The organism is Sporosarcina sp. NPDC096371 (assembly GCF_044762865.1).
Taxonomy (GTDB): Bacteria; Bacillota; Bacilli; order Bacillales_A; family Planococcaceae; genus Sporosarcina.
In genome coordinates this window covers 339,763-358,740 of sequence record NZ_JBIWFE010000001.1, presented here as the reverse complement: position 1 = coordinate 358,740, position 18,978 = coordinate 339,763, and the positions used below count along the sequence as shown (strand labels likewise).

Below are 18,978 nucleotides of genomic sequence, written 5' to 3'. Positions count from 1 at the left end.
TTTCTATAAGCGTATGATGCATTGCGGACTGCTATTCGTTAACCACCAACAATACTCTCTTCTTCTGGGATTTCTTTTTCAGGTTTATAGATATCGACAGGCGATTTTAGTTGCACAACAACAGGTTCATTTGGTTCAATAACCGTCCCTTTAGACAAACTCTGCTCCGTTACATAGCCATCCCCGTTGATGCGTATATCAAGCCCAGATAACATTTTAAAGCTTAGAACCATTTTTTTCGACCATCCTGTGAAATCAGGCAATGTTGTCGCACCTGCTGTCTGTAACAAGACAACTGATCCTTCCGTAAGCTTTGTGCCAGCAGAAGGATATTGGCGTTCAATCCGTCCTCCCTCGCCGACTATAACGGGATCGAATCCATCTTTCTTCAGTTGCGCAATAACTTCAGTAGAATCCTTATCGACCGTCTCACGTACAACAGTCGCCTCTACCACATCTTCCCCGTTCGGAAGGATATTCATATACCGTAAACTATTCTCCATAATGGAAGTGAACAGTTCTGCAACCGGAATTGAACCATGCTTCCCTTCCTTTAGCTCAGGCTGTTGCACAAAAACATACGTAATGAGTTGTGGATCTTCTACAGGTGCCATACCAAGAAATGAATAGAGGTAGTTACTACCACCTTTTAAATAACGCCCATTTGGTCCTGGTATCTCCGCGGTTCCCGTTTTCCCAGCAACTGTATACCCATTCAAAGCAAACTTCTTACCCGAGCCATGTTCCCCCGTAATTGTCGAGGCAAGTACTTCCCTTACTTCTTTAGCAGTTGCCGCCGATATAGGACTATCATGTTCTTCCGGCTGTTGATTCTTTACGACTTCATCTGTGTTAGGATTCGTAATTTTGTCAATCACATAAGGCTTCATCATGACCCCATTGTTCGCAATCGCTGTCGCAGCCTGGATCATCTGCATCGCCGTCACAGTTGAACCTTGTCCATAGGAAGTTGTCAACCTTTCCGAAGGATACGTATCCAAAATCACCCCTGGTGCCTCATTCGGCAAATCAATCCCAGTCTTTTCTCCAAAGCCAAATTTACGAATATATTCTATGAACGTCTTATCTCCTAGCCGTTCCAGTAGATACGCCATAGCAACGTTGGACGATCTTTGGAATCCTTCCAAATAGGTGATTGTTCCCCACCCTTTACGGTTGTTAACATCCCCGATGATTCGATCGAAAATCTTATATTGACCCGATTGGAACCAAGCGTTTGGATCCCACTTTTTTTCTTCGATGGCAGCAGCTAGTGTAAACATTTTCATCGTCGATCCTGGCTCAATCGTTGTTTCAAGCGCTTCGTTCAACCAGTTTTCCGTTAGACCTTCTCGTGTAGCCGGGTGGAACGACGGACGCTGACTCATCGCAAGTATTTCTCCCGTTTTTGGGTTCGCGACAACTACCAACATCTTTTTAGGTGAATATTCACTTTCCACACGAGTCATGGCATCTTCTACGAAACTTTGAATCGTTTTATCAATCGTTAGCTGAATGTCATGACCATCTTGAGCAGGTGTAACCACTTCATCTGCTTTTGGTAATTTGAAACCCCATCCATCTGAACGGAAATTCATTTTACCATCCGTTCCCGTCAACTCTTTATCGTACGTTTTCTCAAGTCCCATCTTCCCAACCGTAGTTAAGTTTCCATCTTCATCTTCTTCTCTCATTGCAAATCCAACCAAATAAGAAGCAAAAACACCATTCGGATAAAATCTTTTTTGATCTTCTAGGAATTGAATACCTGATAACTCTTTCTCTTTAAGTTCTTCTCGGATGGCAAGGACCGTTTCATGGCTAATATCACGCCCCGCCTTTCCAAGTTCTAATTGATATTTCCCCCGACTCGCATAATCCGTAATGCGAGCGAGTATATCCGCTTTTTCAAGCGGTATATGCTTGGACAATACTTCTGCCGTTGCGTCATAATTCGCCTTCTTGACATGACGAGGCGTTTTGGACCCTTTAGACGCCTTTTTGTCCAATATAACAATCATTTTATAACTTAAAGTATCGGCAGCAATCAACGCACCATTGCGATCAACAATCGTTCCCCGTTCTGCCTTCAACACCGATTCTCTTGCATATTTCGCTTCCGCAAGCGCTGCCATCGCTCGCCCTTCTGCTTGCCCCGTCACTTGAATAAAAAGCATTCTTCCAAACAAAAGGAAAAAGAGCCCTCCGTATAGCATAAACATCAGAAAGGCTCCCCATTGAAATCGAAATTTCTTTTTCATCGTCCTGGCACAACCTTTACGTTGTTCTCGTTCGGATTCAAGCCGAGCTCCTTCGCTTTCTCCCATATCCGTTCATATGTGGATCTTTCTTTCACTTGGATGGACAATTCCATATTCTGTTTGGCTGTTTCCGCAATATCTTTCCCTATCAATTGCACTTCCTTATTCGTACCGTTAATTTGGGATTGCGTATGTAAGATCATAGTTGAGAAAAGCACGAGAGACGTTGCAAACAGCACCATTAAGAATTTTTCCCCAACAGAAAAGACTTTTCGTGTAGGTCGTATTTGCGGTTGCTTTTTAGGTACTTCTGGTACTTCAAGCTCTCGTACATATGACGTTTGAAATTTCCTCTGTTCTAGTGCCATTAATCAACTTCCCCCTTCATCTTTTTTCGGCAATTCTAAGTTTTGCCGATCTAGACCGCTTATTTTCTTCTATCTCTTTGTCATCTGGCACAATCGGCTTCCTTGTCACCAGTTTTAATATAGGTTCCATTCCCTCTGGTATGACCGGCAAGTTCGGCGGTAATTCCGGGTAGGATGATGCCTCTTTGAAGATGGTTTTACATAGTCGATCCTCTAACGAATGAAACGTAATAACGCTAAGTCGTCCACCTGGATTTAGCAATGTAATTGCATCTTCCAAAGACTCCTCAGCTGCGCCAAGTTCATCATTTACAGCTATTCGAATTGCCTGGAATACTCTTTTCGCAGGATGACCGCCTGTCCGTCTTTTAGCCGCTGGAATTCCAGCTTTAATAAGTTCGGCAAGTTCAGCAGTTGTACGAATTGGAGCTTGTTCTCTTGCAGCCTCAATTTTACGTACAATGCTTTTCGAGAATTTCTCTTCGCCATATCTAAAAAAGATACGTACTAAATCTTCATAAGACCAGTCATTCACAACATCGTACGCTGTTAACGGAGCATCCATATCCATCCGCATATCAAGCGGAGCATCATGATTATAGCTAAATCCACGCTCAGGTGTATCGAGCTGCGGCGATGACACTCCTAAATCATAAAGGATTCCATCGACAAACGGGACGCCAATTTTAGCCAATTCAGATTTCAAGTTTCTGAAATTCGAATGGACAAACGTCACCTGCGGAAGATAATCCTTCAGTCGCTCTTTGGCAACTTCTATCGCCGTTGTATCCTGATCAAAACAAATAAGCCTGCCTTGCGGCGATAATTGTTTAACAATTTCCTTGCTATGCCCAGCTCCACCAAGCGTACAGTCGACGTAGATACCATCACTTTTTATATCTAGACCTTCGACGGCTTCGTGAAGTAATACAGTTGTGTGGTTGAACATTGAAACCGCCCACTTCCTTAAACTTTTTTTAAATCAAATTTGATGAATTAAGTTAGAAATCAAAATCAATAATGTTTTCCGCGATTTCGTTAAATGATTGTTCGGATTCATCGTAATAAGCATCCCATAACGATTTAGCCCAAATTTCAATTCTTCCCGAAACTCCGAGAACTACACACTCTTTTTCAACTTTCGCATATTGAAGCAATGATGATGGAATATTGACGCGTCCCTGTTTGTCCAGTTCAACTTCCGTTGCACCAGAAAAGAAAAAACGTGTAAATGCACGTGCGTCTTTCTTTGTAACGGGCAATGCTTTTAATTTTTCTTCAAGTCGTTTCCATTCATCCATAGGGTAACCGAAGAGACAGTTGTCCAATCCGCGAGTCAACACAAATCCATCACCAAGATGCTCCCGGAATTTCGAGGGAACGATCAGACGACCTTTTGTATCGATAGTATGCTGATATTCGCCCATGAACATACTCTTCACCCCACTATATGAAATAAATGTACCACATCCCCCCACTTTCCTCCACCGATAACTTAACTTTCATCGTAATTTTAGTTAAAAATGTGTCAATAGTACTTGTTCCAGTGAGACTATTCTGAAAACTCATGGATAACAAGCGTTTTACAAATTGAATGATGTAGACCAGCCTTCACTAAAAAACTCTTACCCACACAATTGTGTAGGTAAGAGTTTTACATGCGTCTACTTTTATAAGTAAACGACTTTATGCGTTCCATCCATTTCAAAAGGTAATTGTAACAGGTCCTTAATAAGCGTCGGACCGTAACTATTCAAATAAGCATAGGGTGCATAAAGCCTTTCTTGCAACGAACCTTCCGGGAATAGCTCGCCTTCCATCGTACTAAATGCGCGGAGTACAGCATCGTGTTTTAACAAAAGTGCATCATCCGCTTTTCCCTTTAAATAATCTAACTGCTTCGTATGCAACGAAAGATTTTTTTGCAGCAATTCTTGCATAACTGTCCCGCGCTGTTCTGACAACTCTGCAATTTTTTCATACTGCACACGCAGTATTTGTTCAGTTTCATCCAAAACCGCATTAAAGTCTTCGTCTTGTAATCCTTCGACGAATTGCTCCCGTGCAGTAAAGACCTGTCCAGACATGACATCACCAACAGTGAAGGAGTTCTTGTCCAACAGCTGTTTCACTTGCGGTGTGACTAGTGTGATCGATATGCGCGGGACGATAATTGGCATTTTTAGACCGAAAAGATGAAATGCCTCTTTCAACAATGCCCAATAAGCAATTTCCCCTGGACCACCTACGAAAGCAAGCACCGGAAAGACTAGGTCCTGCATGATGGGTCTTGTTGCAACATTATTACTCAACAACCACGGCTGTTCCCCAGCAATTTGTAGCATTTCGGCCGTTGTAAACCGAAGACCCAAACTATCGTTGACAAAATAACCATCTTTTCTAGATAGTAAAACACGTCCTGTTTCATGGACGTAAAATAAGTTTGCGGCATCCATTTCGGCACTAATCGGCTCGCCAAATCCTTGCGCGGCAAACCGTTTTTCCTTGTCCACTACTTTAGCCGCAAGTTGTTCGGACTCTTCAATCATCCGTATAAAATAACTCGCTTCAAGTTGACGTAACGGTTTATATGCTGAGTCGATGAACAACAGACCTTCCTCTCGGAATAGTCCATTCATTAGTCGGACAAAGAAACCTGTGAATGTCTCTTCCTGCTGTACCGCTTCCAGCACTTCATCCTTAAGGTCTTTCGTATAAGACGTTTCACCGTATTTGCTGAAAACATCTTTGATAAACGACGTCATCTGCACACTATCATATGTCGCATCGGATGCCATTAGTTTCAAGACAAATGTTTCACGATATTGCTGTTTCATGGCACGGCCATTTAGTTCTGTATAGGTATGATTAATTTCATTAAGATCATGGTCTTCACCTGCAACCCAGAACACAGGGACAACAGGTACATCAAGCGCCTTGCGTTGCTCCCTTGCGAGTAAGATGACAGTAATCGCTTTATGAACCGAGTATAGAGGTCCCGTCAGTACGCCTGCTTGTTGACCACCAATGACAACAACCGCATTTTCTGCAAGTTCTTTAAGATGCTTGTCCGTATTTGGCGATATACCAAAAGGTTCCATGAAAGAACGAACGGTTTCCGCTAGCTGACTTCTTTCAAACGGACGACCCTTAAGCTCTTCCACCCTTTTAGGATAAGAACTGCTTTCATTGCCATAATCAAAAAACGTATGTAAAAATTCCTTATCGTTGTTATATGATTGCATCACCTTATTGTTCCCCTGCAATGCCAATACGTCCAATTTCATTATTCATGCCCCTTTGTCACTTTAAGTATGAACAGAGTATAGCATTTCAGGCCCTAGGATTGAAAAATAAACGCTTAGACAGAAAACTTGAAATACCAATTCAACAAAGCACTCCAATTAACAAGGACTACACTTCGCACACTTCAAGCCGAGTATTCCACAACTTTTAAGATAATACCGCCAATTAGAAGCAGGATATAACTAACAGTCAAAACAATAAAATACAACCTCCACGTTTTTCGTAGCAGACGCATGATTTGAAATTCTTTGACCTTAACCCGTTCAATGACAATACGAACAATCGCAATCAGTATAGCCATTCCCGCTATATAGATACCTGCTCCTTCTCCTATTATCGTACGGGAGACTATATAAACCGTCAGGAACAGAAAAGGTGTTGTCACATCTGCAGCCAGTCCAACAATCGATGCGGGCGCCTTACCCATTTTTCTCATAACGACAAGGAATAGTAGCGTGATAATGTAAGGAAATAAGATGAGTCCCCCGAAAAATATTGTAATTACCCCACCCATCATTCTTCCCTTGCCCCATCTATGGCATACAGCATCGTTTCGAGCATCGTTAAAAGTTGTACTGACTGATTACGCTCGTTCGCTTTGCGAATAATTGCGGTAACAATTGTCTCAATTTCCATTGGGCGCCCTGCCAAACGATCCGTCAACATCGATGATTGATTGTTTGCCGTTTTTCTACAAACTTCCGCTACAGCTTCGTAGGGAAGGACTGTCAGCATCTCCGGAAAAGCAGTCATTAATTCGCTAAACAAGGTATCGAAAAGTTCACGGCTATGAGTATTCGTCAACAGCTCACCATTTTTCATTTGTAAAATGGCTGTCAACGGATTGATCATACAATTGATGAAGACTTTGCGCATCAAAATTTGTTCTGCATCATCATGATAGCCCACAGGGAATACAGCCGAATGGGCCTGTCCAACCTTTTCAAATAAATGACTATCTCCCCATGCAGGGGCAATTGTCAACCTGCCCACTCCATTATGGCTAACACTCCGATCATCCACCCTACGAGCGCCATGCTCCACCGTTGCAAAAGCGACATGCGGCATGGCTGCGTTTTGCACTAACTCAAGATGAGCGAGTCCATTTTGGACAAATAGCATGGGATTATCTACCTTCGCTTGCTGCATCTCCGACAGAAGATCACGCATGCCAGTGAATTTAACCGCAACAATCCACAATGATGGCGTCGGTAAACACGCAATATCCGTTGTTGCCTCCACATGGTAAGTACTTGTTGTAGCGTCCTGATTAATGCGTTGTATCCCTCGATGTTGAATTAGCGCGGCCTGTTCCTCTCTTCTAACGAAAAATGTCACAGCCATCCCCGCCTCAGCTAAAAACGACCCAAGTAATAGTCCAATTGAACCCGCCCCCGCAATGACAACATTCATCATCTATTCCCTCCTATATAAAAAAAGCTCAAGCGCCTGTCTTCATGCGCCCAATACTTTGTCATTTGAAAAGGTCCACCTAAACGTCGGCGGACCTTTATCTCGTTATTCGATTATACAGGATATACGGGATGTTTTCTCGGTGGTTGCGGAATATCTTTGGTACTATAAAATCGGAATCGATCCGCCAACACACTCCTTAAGCTTGAAGGGGCAACGATTTCATCGATAATCAGTTCCGATGCCAATTTATAAATATCAATTTCTTCTTTGTATTCCTTATGTTTTTCCTGAACAAATGCAATCCGTTCTTTTGGATCTTCAATCGCTTCAATCTTATTCGAATAGACCGCATTGACAGCTGCTTCTGGCCCCATCACCGCAATTTGCGCAGTAGGCAGTGCAATACAAACATCCGGTTCAAATGCTGGCCCCGCCATTGCATAAAGACCCGCGCCGTACGCTTTTCGTACAATAACGGAAATTTTCGGTACTGATGCGGAACTCATCGCCATGATCAACTTCGCTCCGTGACGGATGATACCCGCACGCTCGACTTTTGTTCCTATCATGAAGCCCGGTACATCAGCCAAGAACAACAAAGGAATCGAAAACGCATCACATAACGTAATGAATTTCGTCGCCTTGTCTGCCGAATCAACGAACAACACGCCGCCCTTCACTTTTGGTTGATTCGCAATGATTCCAACCGATTGCCCTTCAATCCGCGCAAAACCAGTAATTAGTTCAGGTGCAAACAACTTCTTAATGTCGAAGAAACTACCTTCGTCAATCAACGCATCTATCGCTTCATACATATCGAATGGTGCATTTTGGTTTTCCGGGATGATAGCTTCTAGTGATTTGCCAACTTTTGCCTCCACGACACCCCGTAGAGCAGGTTTCTCCGTAAAGTTCGCCGGGAAGTACAGAAGGTAACGGCGGGCTTCCTCAATAGCTTCTTGCTCACTGGACACTAGCACATCCCCACAACCACTGACCGAACAGTGCATACGCGCACCACCCATTTCTTCAAGTGTCACCTTTTCCCCAATCACTTTTTCAGCCATACGAGGCGAACCTAAATACATAGACGCATTGCCTTCCACCATAATGACAATATCGCAAAATGCTGGAATGTACGCGCCACCCGCAGCAGAAGGCCCAAATAGAATACAAATCTGGGGTATAAACCCGGATAATCTTACTTGGTTGTGAAATATCTTCCCTGCGCCACGGCGATTCGGGAACATATCCAATTGATCCGTAATACGAGCACCCGCTGAATCGACAAGATAGAGCATAGGTACACGATTCTTCTCAGCTATTTCTTGAATACGAATGATTTTCTCAACCGTACGCGATCCCCACGATCCTGCTTTAACTGTCGAATCGTTTGCCATCACGCAAACCGTTTGACCATCCACTTTCCCCATTGCTGTAACGACACCATCAGCAGGTAAGTCCCCCGCTTCACAGTTAGCAAACCGTCCATCTTCTGTATAGTGCCCATCATCAAAAAGCAATGCCAGTCGCTCACGGACAAAAAGTTTGTGCTGTTCCTTCATTTTGTCGTGATACTTCGGGTGCCCACCTGCAAAAATCGCTTTCAGATTCTCTTCAAGTTTCTCATTGTACGCAGTCATACCCATTCCCCCTCCCTATTCCCCGTTAAGCTTCGATTGTCAGTAGAACGTCTTCCTCGTTAACGAAATCGCCCACTTGCGCATTAACGACTGTCACTTTACCAGCCGTTTCCGCTTCAATCGGAATTTCCATTTTCATGGATTCCAATACCATGACAACTTGCCCGGCTACTACTTCTTCCCCAATTCCTACATTCACCGTAAAGACTGTACCCGCCATCGTCGCTTTTACATGTGTCATTATTTTTCCCCCTTTTGTTTTTCCAACCAAGTTGCTAGTACTGCTGTTGTATAATCACCTGTTTTGAATTCGTCTGCTGTTAAGAATTCATTGAACAGTGGAATGTTCGTTTTTAAACCGGCAATCTCCACCTGCGCAAGAAACGCCCGCGATTTCTGAATCGCTTCATCACGGGTCATGGCATGCACAATAACTTTTGAAATAAGCGGATCATAAAAAGGCGTGACTTTGCCTCCCTCGACATAGCCCGTATCAATACGAACATCCGCCGTCTCCCCCCAGTCAAGCTTGGCAATGGTTCCAGGTGATGGCATGAATTTAACTGGATCTTCCGCGTAGATTCGAAATTCAATTGCATGACCCATCGATTGAATTTCCGCCTGAACTTTCACCGGTAGCTCATTGCCTTTGGCGACTTCAATTTGCCATTCGACAAGGTCGTAGCCCGTCACTTGTTCTGTCACTGGATGCTCGACTTGAAGCCTTGTATTCATTTCGAGAAAGTAGATATGATTATTGTCATCAACAATAAATTCGACGGTTCCTGCATTTTTATAGCCAACCGCCTTCGCTGCATTGACCGCCGCTTGCAACAGACGTTGTCTCGCTTCTTCTGGCAAATGTGGCGAAGGTGATTCCTCAATAACTTTTTGATTGCGTCGTTGTACAGAACAATTGCGTTCGTACAGGTGAACGACATTTCCATGATTGTCACCAAAAATCTGCACTTCGATATGACGTGCATTGGCAATGAACTTCTCAAGGAAAACCACATCGTCACCAAAATAGGCTTTAGCACGGGATTTAACAGACTCAAAGTGGTGAGTGAGCGCTTGTTCATTTTCACAGCGCACCATGCCTATGCCGCCGCCCCCCGCACTGGCTTTCAACATAATAGGATAGCCTATTTCGGTCGCAGCGCGTGTTGCTTCTTCTAAAGATACGATTCCCCCATCAGTTCCCGGAACGACCGGCACCCCAGCCGTTTGCATCGTCACACGCGAACCAATTTTATCACCCATTTTATCAATCGTATCTGCATCAGGTCCGATGAACACCATACCCGCCTGCTGGACTTGACGTGCAAATTCCGCGTTTTCCGATAATAGGCCATAGCCAGGATGAATAGCGTTCGCCCCCACACGAATCGCAATTTCAATGATATCGCTCGCTTTTAAATAGGATTGCTGCACTTGAGCAGGTCCTATCAAAAACGCTTCGTCCGCTTCTTTTACGAATGGCATATCCACATCTACTTCCGAGTAAACGGCGACAGTTTGAATGCCAAGACGCTGACAAGTCTTAATAATTCTAAGTGCGATCTCCCCACGATTCGCAATTAACACTTTATGCATATTTATCCCCCTTACATGTGAACGTGAACTTCCTTCCCCCTTTAGTGTAAACGATGAATGAAACCGTTTTCAACCCCTTGTCTGAAAAAAACATCTTTTCACTGCATTCCGACGAATCATCGAGAAGGAATAGGGGATGTTTACTTTATATTTACGCGGAGCAAACGTTAATGATCCACACATAATTCATTTCAAAAAAGAAAAACTGTTTCGCAGTAAAAAACGCGAAACAGCCTACACATCTAATTATTTTTTTGATAAAAACCGTTCTACCGCCTCATGGTGTGCTTCACTTTCCCACAAGATAGAACATTGACGTGCTTCCTCCATCATGCGATCCCGTAAGAAATCGGCCGTCCATTTCCGGATAGCGATAGTCTTATAAGCACGATGAACAGATGGATGGATTGCAGACATTTTAGTCAAGAAATGCTTTAGCCCTTCTTCAGCACTTCCCTCATAAAGTTCCGTCGCCCACCCAGCATCTAACAACTGTTCAGCGGTATGTATTTCCGCTTCCGCTAACAGGCGGAGCACACGATCATGCTTACCGTCTTTTTCAAACAGTAATGTCGCGCCGCCCCAGCCCGTTGTTATCGCTAGCGTCCCCTGTATGAATCCCGCTTTCACCTGTGATGCAACAATCCGGTAGTCACATGCTGTGGCAATTTCACATCCCCCACCCACAGCCGCACCATTGACAACAGCAATAACAGGCATAGGTAGCGTGGCTACTCGAAACAACAGACCTGCCATTTTACTTAACATCGGGAACGCTTCATCCGCTGTGCGAAAACCGTGAAATTCAGCTAAGTCTCCTCCAGAGCAAAATGCTCGGTCGCCCGCCCCTGTTATCACAGCAAAAGCGACAGCGGGATTATCCTCGATTTGATCAAGAAATTGTTCAAGTCCTTCCATAACTGCATAATTGACTGCATTGCGCATTTCCGGGCGATTGATGGTAAACGTCGCGATTTGATTTTCGATATGAATATTGTAAGACATGTCCATTCCCTCACATTTCATCACATTTTATGTACAACTTACCCCAGGGCGCGGCGATCTTAGGTTGCGTTCTGTAAAACGGTTGCTTCCGCTTTTCTTTGACCAGCTCCAGCGGCCAGATGCTCGGGTCACTTCGGTCTTGCTAATAAAGGCAAAAAGCACCTTTATTTTCAAGCCCTCCAGTGCCTTTCCCATCTAATCGGGCCGCTTCCGCTTTTCTTTAACCAGCTCCAGGCTGAAGCCCCTCGAGTCGCTTCAGCCTTAAAGAGAAAGGCAAAGTACACCTTTCTCTTTAAGGCCTCCAGCAGGGAAGGATTGAACTACATCCTTCCTCCTTGTCAGGGCTAAACGGCGCCTTCTGCTTTTCTGTACAGAAAAAGGCTACCGAGATCCATGGTCTCACGGTAGCCTTCCTTTATAGGCAAATCTTACTTATTCGCCTACTACTTCTTTTCCTTTGTATTGACCACATGATTTACAAATGTGGTGAGCCAATTTGATTTCGCCACAGTTAGTACAAGTAGTCATTCCCGGTACTTGCAATTTATAATGCGTACGGCGCTTGTTTTTAACTGTTTTGGATGTTCTTCTTTTTGGTACTGCCATCTGGGGCACCTCCTTACGTTCGCCTTATTTGTCCTCGGATTCAAAGAATTTTGCCAAACCGGCAAGTCTAGGATCCACTTTCGTTGCCATTTCCTCACGGAGTTTGGCATTGTACGCCTCGTCAGTTGTATATGACCAGCCTTGTCCTTCAGCCTGTTTCATGTCATCAGCATTAGGGCTGAATATTTGTAACGGCACTTCAAGGAGGACGAGCTCCTCAAAGACAGGGGTCGGATCGATGACTTCTCCCACAACAGGATGGATTTCATCGTCTGTCGCCAGCACTTCTTCATCCCAGCTGAACTGTTCGTCAGCTTCGATTATAAATGGCAGTTCGACGTCTTCCCATGTACGGGAACAAGGCAATGTCATTGTACCTTCGAGCCGGAATCGGCAGGTCAATTTCTTAGAACCGATTGTACAACTTCCGGTCACACGGACAGGCGTAATATTCCGGATTTCCGGATTCCGTTTCTTAACGGATTCAAGGTCGACAGCTTCGTCAAGCGGCATCGCGCCTTGCCTGTATTTCTGTAATTGATGGATTGACCATTTCATGTCTATCACCTCAAGACAACAATGTTGATTATATAATGGGTGAAAAGGGATGTCAAGATATTTTCTTGTCACTTCATCAACCGCATAGGTATAATTACAATACATTGTAGCAGAGGAGTGACAACTTTGAAAGCAACAGGAATTGTTGTTGAATATAATCCGTTCCACAACGGGCATCTACACCATGTATTACAAGCAAAAAAAACAACTGAGGCAGATGTTGTCATTGCCGTTATGAGCGGCAATTTTCTACAACGAGGTGAGCCCGCATTTGTCGATAAATGGTCGCGCACAAAAATGGCACTGTCTAATAGCGTTGACATCGTTTTTGAGCTTCCTTACGCATTTGCTACAGCTACAGCCCCAATCTTCGCCAAAGGCGCTATTCAGCTATTAGACGCCGCTCAGTGCAGCGCTTTTTGCTTTGGCAGTGAAGACGGAGAAATCGGACCGCTTGAAAGAAGTCTCCACCTCATCCAACAGGCAGGCAATACCTATGAACAAACGATAAAAGAATCCGTCAGACTGGGGATAAGTTACCCAAAAGCTTTAAATGAGGCCTATGTTGCCGCTACAAACTCCTCAAAAATCAAAGGAACACTTGCAGATTTGTCAAAACCAAATAATATATTAGGATTCCATTATATGGAGGCGGCCGCTGCCATTCATTCAACAATGACAGCCACAACCATCCCCCGTGTTGAGGCCGGGTACCATGATGATGTCATTAAGGGCAACCCAATCGCAAGTGCCACTGGAATTAGAAAGTCATTTTTCGAATCGGCCGTCCTTACAGACATTACGGACTTTATCCCGGATGCCACTCAGGACGCCCTTTTCGACTGGCAGTCTGCACATAATTCATTCGGCAATTGGGCATCTTTCTACCCGCTGCTACGCTTCACAATCTTACGCGAAGGACCCGAACGCCTTCGAACGATTGCTGACGTCACAGAAGGCATCGAGAACCTGTTATACCGCGCTGCAACCACTCACGGAACCTTTGAAGGATTCATGAATGCAGTCAAATCCAAAAGGTACACATGGACACGCATTCAGCGTATGCTGACACATATTTTTACCGGCTTCACATACGCTATGCGTAGCGACATGACCACCCCCTCCTACCTGCGATTACTTGGCATGTCACAGGCAGGGAGACTTTATTTGAATGAACACAAAAAAAGGCTAAAGCTGCCTGTTGTTAGCAAAGCAGCCGCCTTTTCAAGTTCATCACTTCAAATGGATATACATGCCGCGAATATGTACGCGCTTGGCATCGGCAACGGGGATCCCCATTGCCGCATTCATACAGATTACGATACACACCCCATTATCATCACTTAGAAACGGATGGCTTATCTTCTAGGGATGCCAAATAATCCAATGCATCATCAATTGTTGTGACCGGCACGATTTTCATAGTCGTGCCAATTTTTTCTGCCGTTTTTACTGCTTCTTCATAGTTAGTTAGGATTCCTGGATTTGCTGCTTTTACTTCCTCAGGCAGATCGTCGGCAGGAGCAAAAAATATTTCTACGTCTTTACGATCTGCAGCAATAACCTTAAAATCTGCCCCGCCGATACGCCCGACAGTTCCATCTTCCAACATTTCACCAGTTCCGGCGATATTGTAGCCTTTAGTTAGGTCTTCGTCGAGTAATTGATTCATAATTTCAAGTGTGAACATCAGTCCCGCAGAAGGTCCTCCGATATTAGAGGTTAGAAAATCAACTTTAGGATCTGTCGAGAGTTCCCGGTCCTCTTGAAACTGAACACCCAGTCCCGCGCGTCCTTCACTGTCCGGAATCTCCTTCAAAGCAATGGTTACATCCCTTAACTTACCATCCCTTTCCACTGATAGCTCCACTTCATCGCCTAACTTCTTCCCGCCAATGAGCGTAAAGAATTGACCCGGTTCCACAAGAGGAACCCCGTCGGTCGCACGAATTTTATCTCCCGCTTCCAAAATTCCAGCCGATGCGCCTCCATCAAGTACCTGTACTACGAAAACGCCGTCAAACTGAATATCGACGGGCAAGCCCGCCTTGCCAAAGGCAACTGTGATGGCATTGAATTGTGAATCGGACATCATTTTCTTCTGACGAATATTATATTCCTCGTCATCTTCGCCGTCTCTTCTTACTTTATTAGCCGGAAGGATTTTCTTTTTATCCGAAAACTTCGCCAAAGCATAAGAAAATGGTGTTGCCTTGGAAACGGAAATCGTCATGAGACTGAACGTCCCAACATCATCGTCATCCCCACCTACCACCTCAACAAGCGGATCTAAATTATACGCTCCTCCTGGTTGCGATATATAAGTATCCATCGGATAAACAAGCAAAACTGCTAGAATGACAAGCACAACGCCCACCAAACCAAGTCTTTTCTTTTTCAATTTAGTGCACCTCCGTTAATAGCCTGTACTTTCTTAACATATATATGAGTGTAGCATCGAAAAGGACGGTCAAATGATATTCTACTGGTTTTATTTTCACTATGCCAGTAATTGAAAGGAGCAACATACATGGATAACGGGATACATACACGCGTTTCTTACACGATAAATATTGCAGTCATTTGGGGGCTCATCATCCTATTTATCCTACAACCCGGCATCGCACACGCCGGAGCAGTAGCTGGTGCACAACTATTCGTCCAAGCGCTGCTCCCCTATTTACTGCCTTATATCATTTTGACACAATGGCTGTTAAAAATGCCAACCCGTTCACAGAAAAAATCTAAATGGCGTCGCTTTTTCAAAGCATACGTACTTGGATCATTCGGCGGATTTCCTGTCGGAGCCGTCACCGTCACAGAGATGGTGAAAAACGGTGAGTTATCACATCGACAAAGCGGCTTGTTACTGGCCGCATGCCATGCTCCCGGACCCATGTTCATCATTGGTTTCGTCGGCACAGAACTCTTCGGTAACGTCAGCACAGGATGGAAATTACTTGCGGCCATTCATATCGCGAATATCCTATTTTTTTTGATTTCACTGTTACTCCTAACTCGAGAAAGCGACACTAACATCGATCAGTTTCAACCTACAAAAAAAGACGCTGGAATGCCGCTACTTGATGCCATTAAAGAAAGTTCGGCGGTGATCATTCTTGTCGCCACTACCGTCATTTTCTTTTCCTCACTCGGGACGGTCCTGTCAACAATCGGCACCGCCGCTTTTTCGGTCGATACAGGCATTGCAAAAACCATTGCACTATCTTTTTTCGAAATGACGTCAGGCGTTAAATCGGCAACAGATCATTTCTATGATCTTCCCATATTCCCTTTTCTCATCGCTGCAATCCTTTCACTTAATGGGCTCAGTATCCATATGCAAGTTTTTGTTATCGCGAAAACCTGCCGCATCCCGATGACCCCTTATGTAATTGGGCGAATATGGAGTGTCATTCTTGTTCCTATTATCTTTTACTTTATTTTTTGAGACAAAAATGGTTATGATGAAAAGCTTTTTTCACCATAACCACTTTCTACACTTTACGATTTGAATTTCTTTTTCAACGCATCTTCAACTTGCTTCGGCACGAGTTCTGAAATAGCCCCGCCATACTTTGCAACTTCTTTGACAATACTTGAACTAAGAAATGAGTATTGATTGTTTGTCATGATGAAAAACGTTTCGATACTTTCATCTAGGACTCGGTTCATCGACGTAATTTGCATTTCGTACTCAAAGTCTGTGACAGCCCTTAGACCACGGACAACTGCAGTTGCACCGATGCTTTTGGCATAATCTATCATCAGTCCATCAGAACTTGCAACGCGCACATTCGGAATTGTAGCTGTTACAGCCCGGATCAATTCTATTCGCTCTTCGGCAGTAAACAGCGAATTTTTTGCTGAGTTATTCATTACAACAACATTGACTTCGTCAAAAACCCGTGCCGCCCGTTTGATAATATCCAGATGTCCATTTGTCAACGGATCAAAACTTCCCGGCACAACCGCAATTTTAGACAATAGTGAAACCTCATTTCTCATAAATAGATACAGCGCTATTTCCATAGACTGAACTTTTAATTTTGTGATAGGAAGCATACGATTCCGGTAATACCAATTGTTTGTCATGCTCACAGACGATGACAGCATTGTCCGTCAACAAATCCGCTTCCGCAAAATCCCTCGCCAAATCATAGAACGCTATTTCCGCGTAAGGAGGGTCAATAAAAAGTAGCTTGACCTTTTTTTGCGTTGCTTGTAACACTTTCTCTGCATTCCGTGCATCTGCCCGGTGGATCCGTAATTCTTCAGTGAATCGGCATTTTTCCGCATTTGCCTTAATAATGGCACAGGCTTTTGCATTTTTTTCAAAAATAAATGCCTCATCTACTCCCCTTGATAATGCCTCTAAGGAAAGGGAACCACTGCCACCAAACAATTCAACAGCAACGCCTCCATCAAAATAAGGGCCAATGATATTAAAAATAGATTCTTTTACTTTATCGGATGTCGGACGCGTGTCCGTACCTTGTAATGATTTTAACGGAATACCTTTTCTTGACCCTGCAACAACCCTCATTGAACGGCCTCCTCTACCACTTTTTAATCAATTGCGCCTCGGCGTAATTGCGTTCAAATTTCGAACTGCGCTTGCGCAATTTACTCCCTTCAAAATTTGTAACATCCGCCGGAGGCTTAACAGGGATGAATTGAAATTCATTCCTCCTTATTCAGCAAAGAATTTGCCCCCTCACTGATTTATAGGCATCTTATCATTCATACCGCCATTTATGGTAGTGGGGGACTTATGCTGAATTAAGTTAAATTAACAATATCTATAGTATCTGCCGTCTTCTCAATTTTGAACAAGAACAAGCGCTTAAACCAATTCTCCTCAAAATAAACTTCCCCGGCTATTACTTCAAACGGAGCTGTGATGACATCAAATTTCCGATCATTATATACATAAAACAACTCTTTTTTTGGAAATCTAAACTGTCTACTATCATTCACAATGTAGATCGATTGCTCGTTCGTTGTAAACGAATAATCCGCAAGGCTTAAAATGGCCTTCGCGGGATACAGCACTTTTCCGTCTTTCACAATGATTCGAATGCCTGCTTGACTTGTCCCATCTACTTGAAATTCCCGGGTATCCTCGAAAAGAAACGGATAATCTGCTACTTCATCCTGCAAAGTCGTCGTGAAAAATGAAGTCTTCAACCCCACTACTTTGCCTATCATATCGTCCAAAACAGACGCATTCATTTTTTGCCCCGACTTATGGCTTAGTGACTCTTTCAGCCGTTCCAGTTCTTCAACAGTAAGCGCCGCAATAAGCTTCTCATAAGCTTGACGCGATTGCTCCGTGCCTGTCGCCTTATTTCCTAAAATGGACGCCATAACTTCAGCTATCAGCCGTTCATTTTGCGGTATTGAAAAATGAGCATGCATGGCAGACCTGAAAGATTGATCGATTACTTGATCGATATCCTCATTTCCTGTAACGACAAATCGCTGTGACTGGACAGCTATATTCGTATGATCCATGACGATTGTCAAATGACTGGCTCCAATATCTTTAAGTACTTTATCAAACGCTTTGAATCGCCCAGCATCGCCTTTTTCTCCATAAACAGTTAGCCGTTCCCCTTCGTAAAGAAGTGGCACACTATTTTGCTGCCAATAAAGGTCCTTAACCTCTCCCGAACCGTTGAAGAATGCATAGTCTATGAGATCCATTTTTTTAGCGCCAACCTGCTCTAAACCATTTACCCACATCCCACCAATCCCCGTTTCATCAGTCATATGAAATAATGTAGAGGTGGCTGTAGCTCCATGTAGGCTAGCAAATGGCTCAAGGAACAAAGCGGCCTGTTGCATAGACCCCTCTTTCGATATTTTATATGAAAGAGATTGCTGCCCATTGTTTTCATCTAGAAAAGCTGTCAAATTGTCATCCAAATAATCGCAGGAAGTTGCAGTTACGGGATAACACGAACGTTCCACACTTACTTCCGGCCAAACAATTTCAAGGCGCCTTTGAGGCAAACCACTAAAATGATGACGGACATACAATGCATCTTGACGGTTAATCACTTCAATTTCCTGATGATACATCAGCGTTTCAGGTTCTTTTGCAATGACATCCTCTGCCTGTTTATAATGCATATAAATAAGTAATAAATTTACAACAAGTAGGATTGCAACAGTTCTTGCGATAAATTTCAAGTTCTACACCCCTTAAGCGTG

The 18,978-nt window shown here is 43.8% G+C and carries 19 protein-coding genes; 2 read left to right on the top strand and 17 right to left on the bottom strand.

The features are described 5' to 3' along the window. Positions 1 to 38 precede the first annotated feature (38 nt). From ACIQ0H_RS01620 to ACIQ0H_RS01560, 13 genes are all read right to left on the bottom strand, one after another. Positions 39 to 2,177 (bottom strand): penicillin-binding protein, encoded by a 2,139-nt coding sequence (locus ACIQ0H_RS01620; RefSeq protein ID WP_403409951.1) that lies wholly within the window; start codon positions 2,175 to 2,177, stop codon positions 39 to 41. Between the two features lie 80 nt (positions 2,178 to 2,257). Continuing rightward, positions 2,258 to 2,629, bottom strand: coding sequence for a cell division protein FtsL (ftsL, locus tag ACIQ0H_RS01615; protein WP_403409948.1), 372 nt, complete (start codon positions 2,627 to 2,629; stop codon positions 2,258 to 2,260). Between the two features lie 16 nt (positions 2,630 to 2,645). Continuing rightward, the gene (rsmH, locus tag ACIQ0H_RS01610; protein ID WP_403409945.1) at positions 2,646 to 3,578 is read right to left on the bottom strand and encodes a 16S rRNA (cytosine(1402)-N(4))-methyltransferase RsmH; all 933 of its coding nucleotides are present in this window, start codon (positions 3,576 to 3,578) and stop codon (positions 2,646 to 2,648) included. Positions 3,579 to 3,630: 52 nt separating this feature from the next. Further along, positions 3,631 to 4,062, bottom strand: coding sequence for a division/cell wall cluster transcriptional repressor MraZ (mraZ, locus tag ACIQ0H_RS01605; RefSeq protein WP_403409942.1), 432 nt, complete (start codon positions 4,060 to 4,062; stop codon positions 3,631 to 3,633). 237 nt (positions 4,063 to 4,299) lie between these two features. Then, entirely contained in the window at positions 4,300 to 5,916 is a 1,617-nt protein-coding gene (bshC, locus tag ACIQ0H_RS01600; protein ID WP_403409939.1) for a bacillithiol biosynthesis cysteine-adding enzyme BshC, read from the bottom strand. Between the two features lie 143 nt (positions 5,917 to 6,059). Then, the gene (locus tag ACIQ0H_RS01595; protein ID WP_403409936.1) at positions 6,060 to 6,449 is read right to left on the bottom strand and encodes a DUF3397 family protein; all 390 of its coding nucleotides are present in this window, start codon (positions 6,447 to 6,449) and stop codon (positions 6,060 to 6,062) included. Then, positions 6,449 to 7,351 carry a ketopantoate reductase family protein gene (locus ACIQ0H_RS01590; protein WP_403409934.1) on the bottom strand — a complete coding sequence of 301 codons (903 nt, stop codon included), beginning with the start codon at positions 7,349 to 7,351 and terminating at the stop codon, positions 6,449 to 6,451. The genes ACIQ0H_RS01595 and ACIQ0H_RS01590 overlap by 1 nt, the downstream gene beginning before the upstream one ends. 110 nt (positions 7,352 to 7,461) lie before the next feature. Then, positions 7,462 to 9,000 carry an acyl-CoA carboxylase subunit beta gene (locus tag ACIQ0H_RS01585; protein ID WP_403409931.1) on the bottom strand — a complete coding sequence of 513 codons (1,539 nt, stop codon included), beginning with the start codon at positions 8,998 to 9,000 and terminating at the stop codon, positions 7,462 to 7,464. A gap of 19 nt (positions 9,001 to 9,019) precedes the next feature. Then, positions 9,020 to 9,235 carry a biotin/lipoyl-containing protein gene (locus tag ACIQ0H_RS01580; protein WP_403409928.1) on the bottom strand — a complete coding sequence of 72 codons (216 nt, stop codon included), beginning with the start codon at positions 9,233 to 9,235 and terminating at the stop codon, positions 9,020 to 9,022. Then, entirely contained in the window at positions 9,235 to 10,590 is a 1,356-nt protein-coding gene (locus ACIQ0H_RS01575; protein WP_403409925.1) for an acetyl-CoA carboxylase biotin carboxylase subunit, read from the bottom strand. The genes ACIQ0H_RS01580 and ACIQ0H_RS01575 overlap by 1 nt, the downstream gene beginning before the upstream one ends. A 246-nt stretch (positions 10,591 to 10,836) precedes the next feature. Beyond that, positions 10,837 to 11,595, bottom strand: coding sequence for an enoyl-CoA hydratase/isomerase family protein (locus ACIQ0H_RS01570; protein WP_403409922.1), 759 nt, complete (start codon positions 11,593 to 11,595; stop codon positions 10,837 to 10,839). A gap of 432 nt (positions 11,596 to 12,027) precedes the next feature. Then, complete coding sequence (gene rpmF, locus ACIQ0H_RS01565) at positions 12,028 to 12,201, bottom strand: 50S ribosomal protein L32 (RefSeq protein ID WP_403409919.1); 174 nt, start codon at positions 12,199 to 12,201, stop codon at positions 12,028 to 12,030. 24 nt (positions 12,202 to 12,225) lie between these two features. Next, on the bottom strand, positions 12,226 to 12,759 hold the full coding sequence (locus tag ACIQ0H_RS01560) for a YceD family protein (RefSeq protein WP_403409916.1): 534 nt from the start codon (positions 12,757 to 12,759) through the stop codon (positions 12,226 to 12,228). A gap of 117 nt (positions 12,760 to 12,876) precedes the next feature. Between ACIQ0H_RS01560 and ACIQ0H_RS01555 the strand changes: the two genes are divergently transcribed. After that, complete coding sequence (locus tag ACIQ0H_RS01555) at positions 12,877 to 14,106, top strand: nucleotidyltransferase (RefSeq protein WP_403409913.1); 1,230 nt, start codon at positions 12,877 to 12,879, stop codon at positions 14,104 to 14,106. Here ACIQ0H_RS01555 and ACIQ0H_RS01550 read toward each other — a convergent pair. Next, on the bottom strand, positions 14,099 to 15,160 hold the full coding sequence (locus tag ACIQ0H_RS01550; RefSeq protein ID WP_403409910.1) for a SepM family pheromone-processing serine protease: 1,062 nt from the start codon (positions 15,158 to 15,160) through the stop codon (positions 14,099 to 14,101). The two genes, ACIQ0H_RS01555 and ACIQ0H_RS01550, sit on opposite strands and share 8 nt — an antisense overlap. Positions 15,161 to 15,289: 129 nt before the next feature. Between ACIQ0H_RS01550 and ACIQ0H_RS01545 the strand changes: the two genes are divergently transcribed. Next, positions 15,290 to 16,210, top strand: coding sequence for a hypothetical protein (locus tag ACIQ0H_RS01545; protein ID WP_403409907.1), 921 nt, complete (start codon positions 15,290 to 15,292; stop codon positions 16,208 to 16,210). Positions 16,211 to 16,263: 53 nt separating this feature from the next. Here the strand turns inward: ACIQ0H_RS01545 and coaD are convergent, their stop codons facing one another. The 3 genes from coaD to ACIQ0H_RS01530 form a co-directional block, all read right to left on the bottom strand. After that, entirely contained in the window at positions 16,264 to 16,746 is a 483-nt protein-coding gene (coaD, locus tag ACIQ0H_RS01540; RefSeq protein ID WP_403409904.1) for a pantetheine-phosphate adenylyltransferase, read from the bottom strand. A gap of 10 nt (positions 16,747 to 16,756) precedes the next feature. Next, positions 16,757 to 17,305, bottom strand: coding sequence for a 16S rRNA (guanine(966)-N(2))-methyltransferase RsmD (gene rsmD / locus ACIQ0H_RS01535; RefSeq protein WP_403409901.1), 549 nt, complete (start codon positions 17,303 to 17,305; stop codon positions 16,757 to 16,759). Positions 17,306 to 17,541: 236 nt separating this feature from the next. Then, complete coding sequence (locus ACIQ0H_RS01530; protein WP_403409898.1) at positions 17,542 to 18,957, bottom strand: hypothetical protein; 1,416 nt, start codon at positions 18,955 to 18,957, stop codon at positions 17,542 to 17,544. Positions 18,958 to 18,978 lie beyond the last annotated feature (21 nt).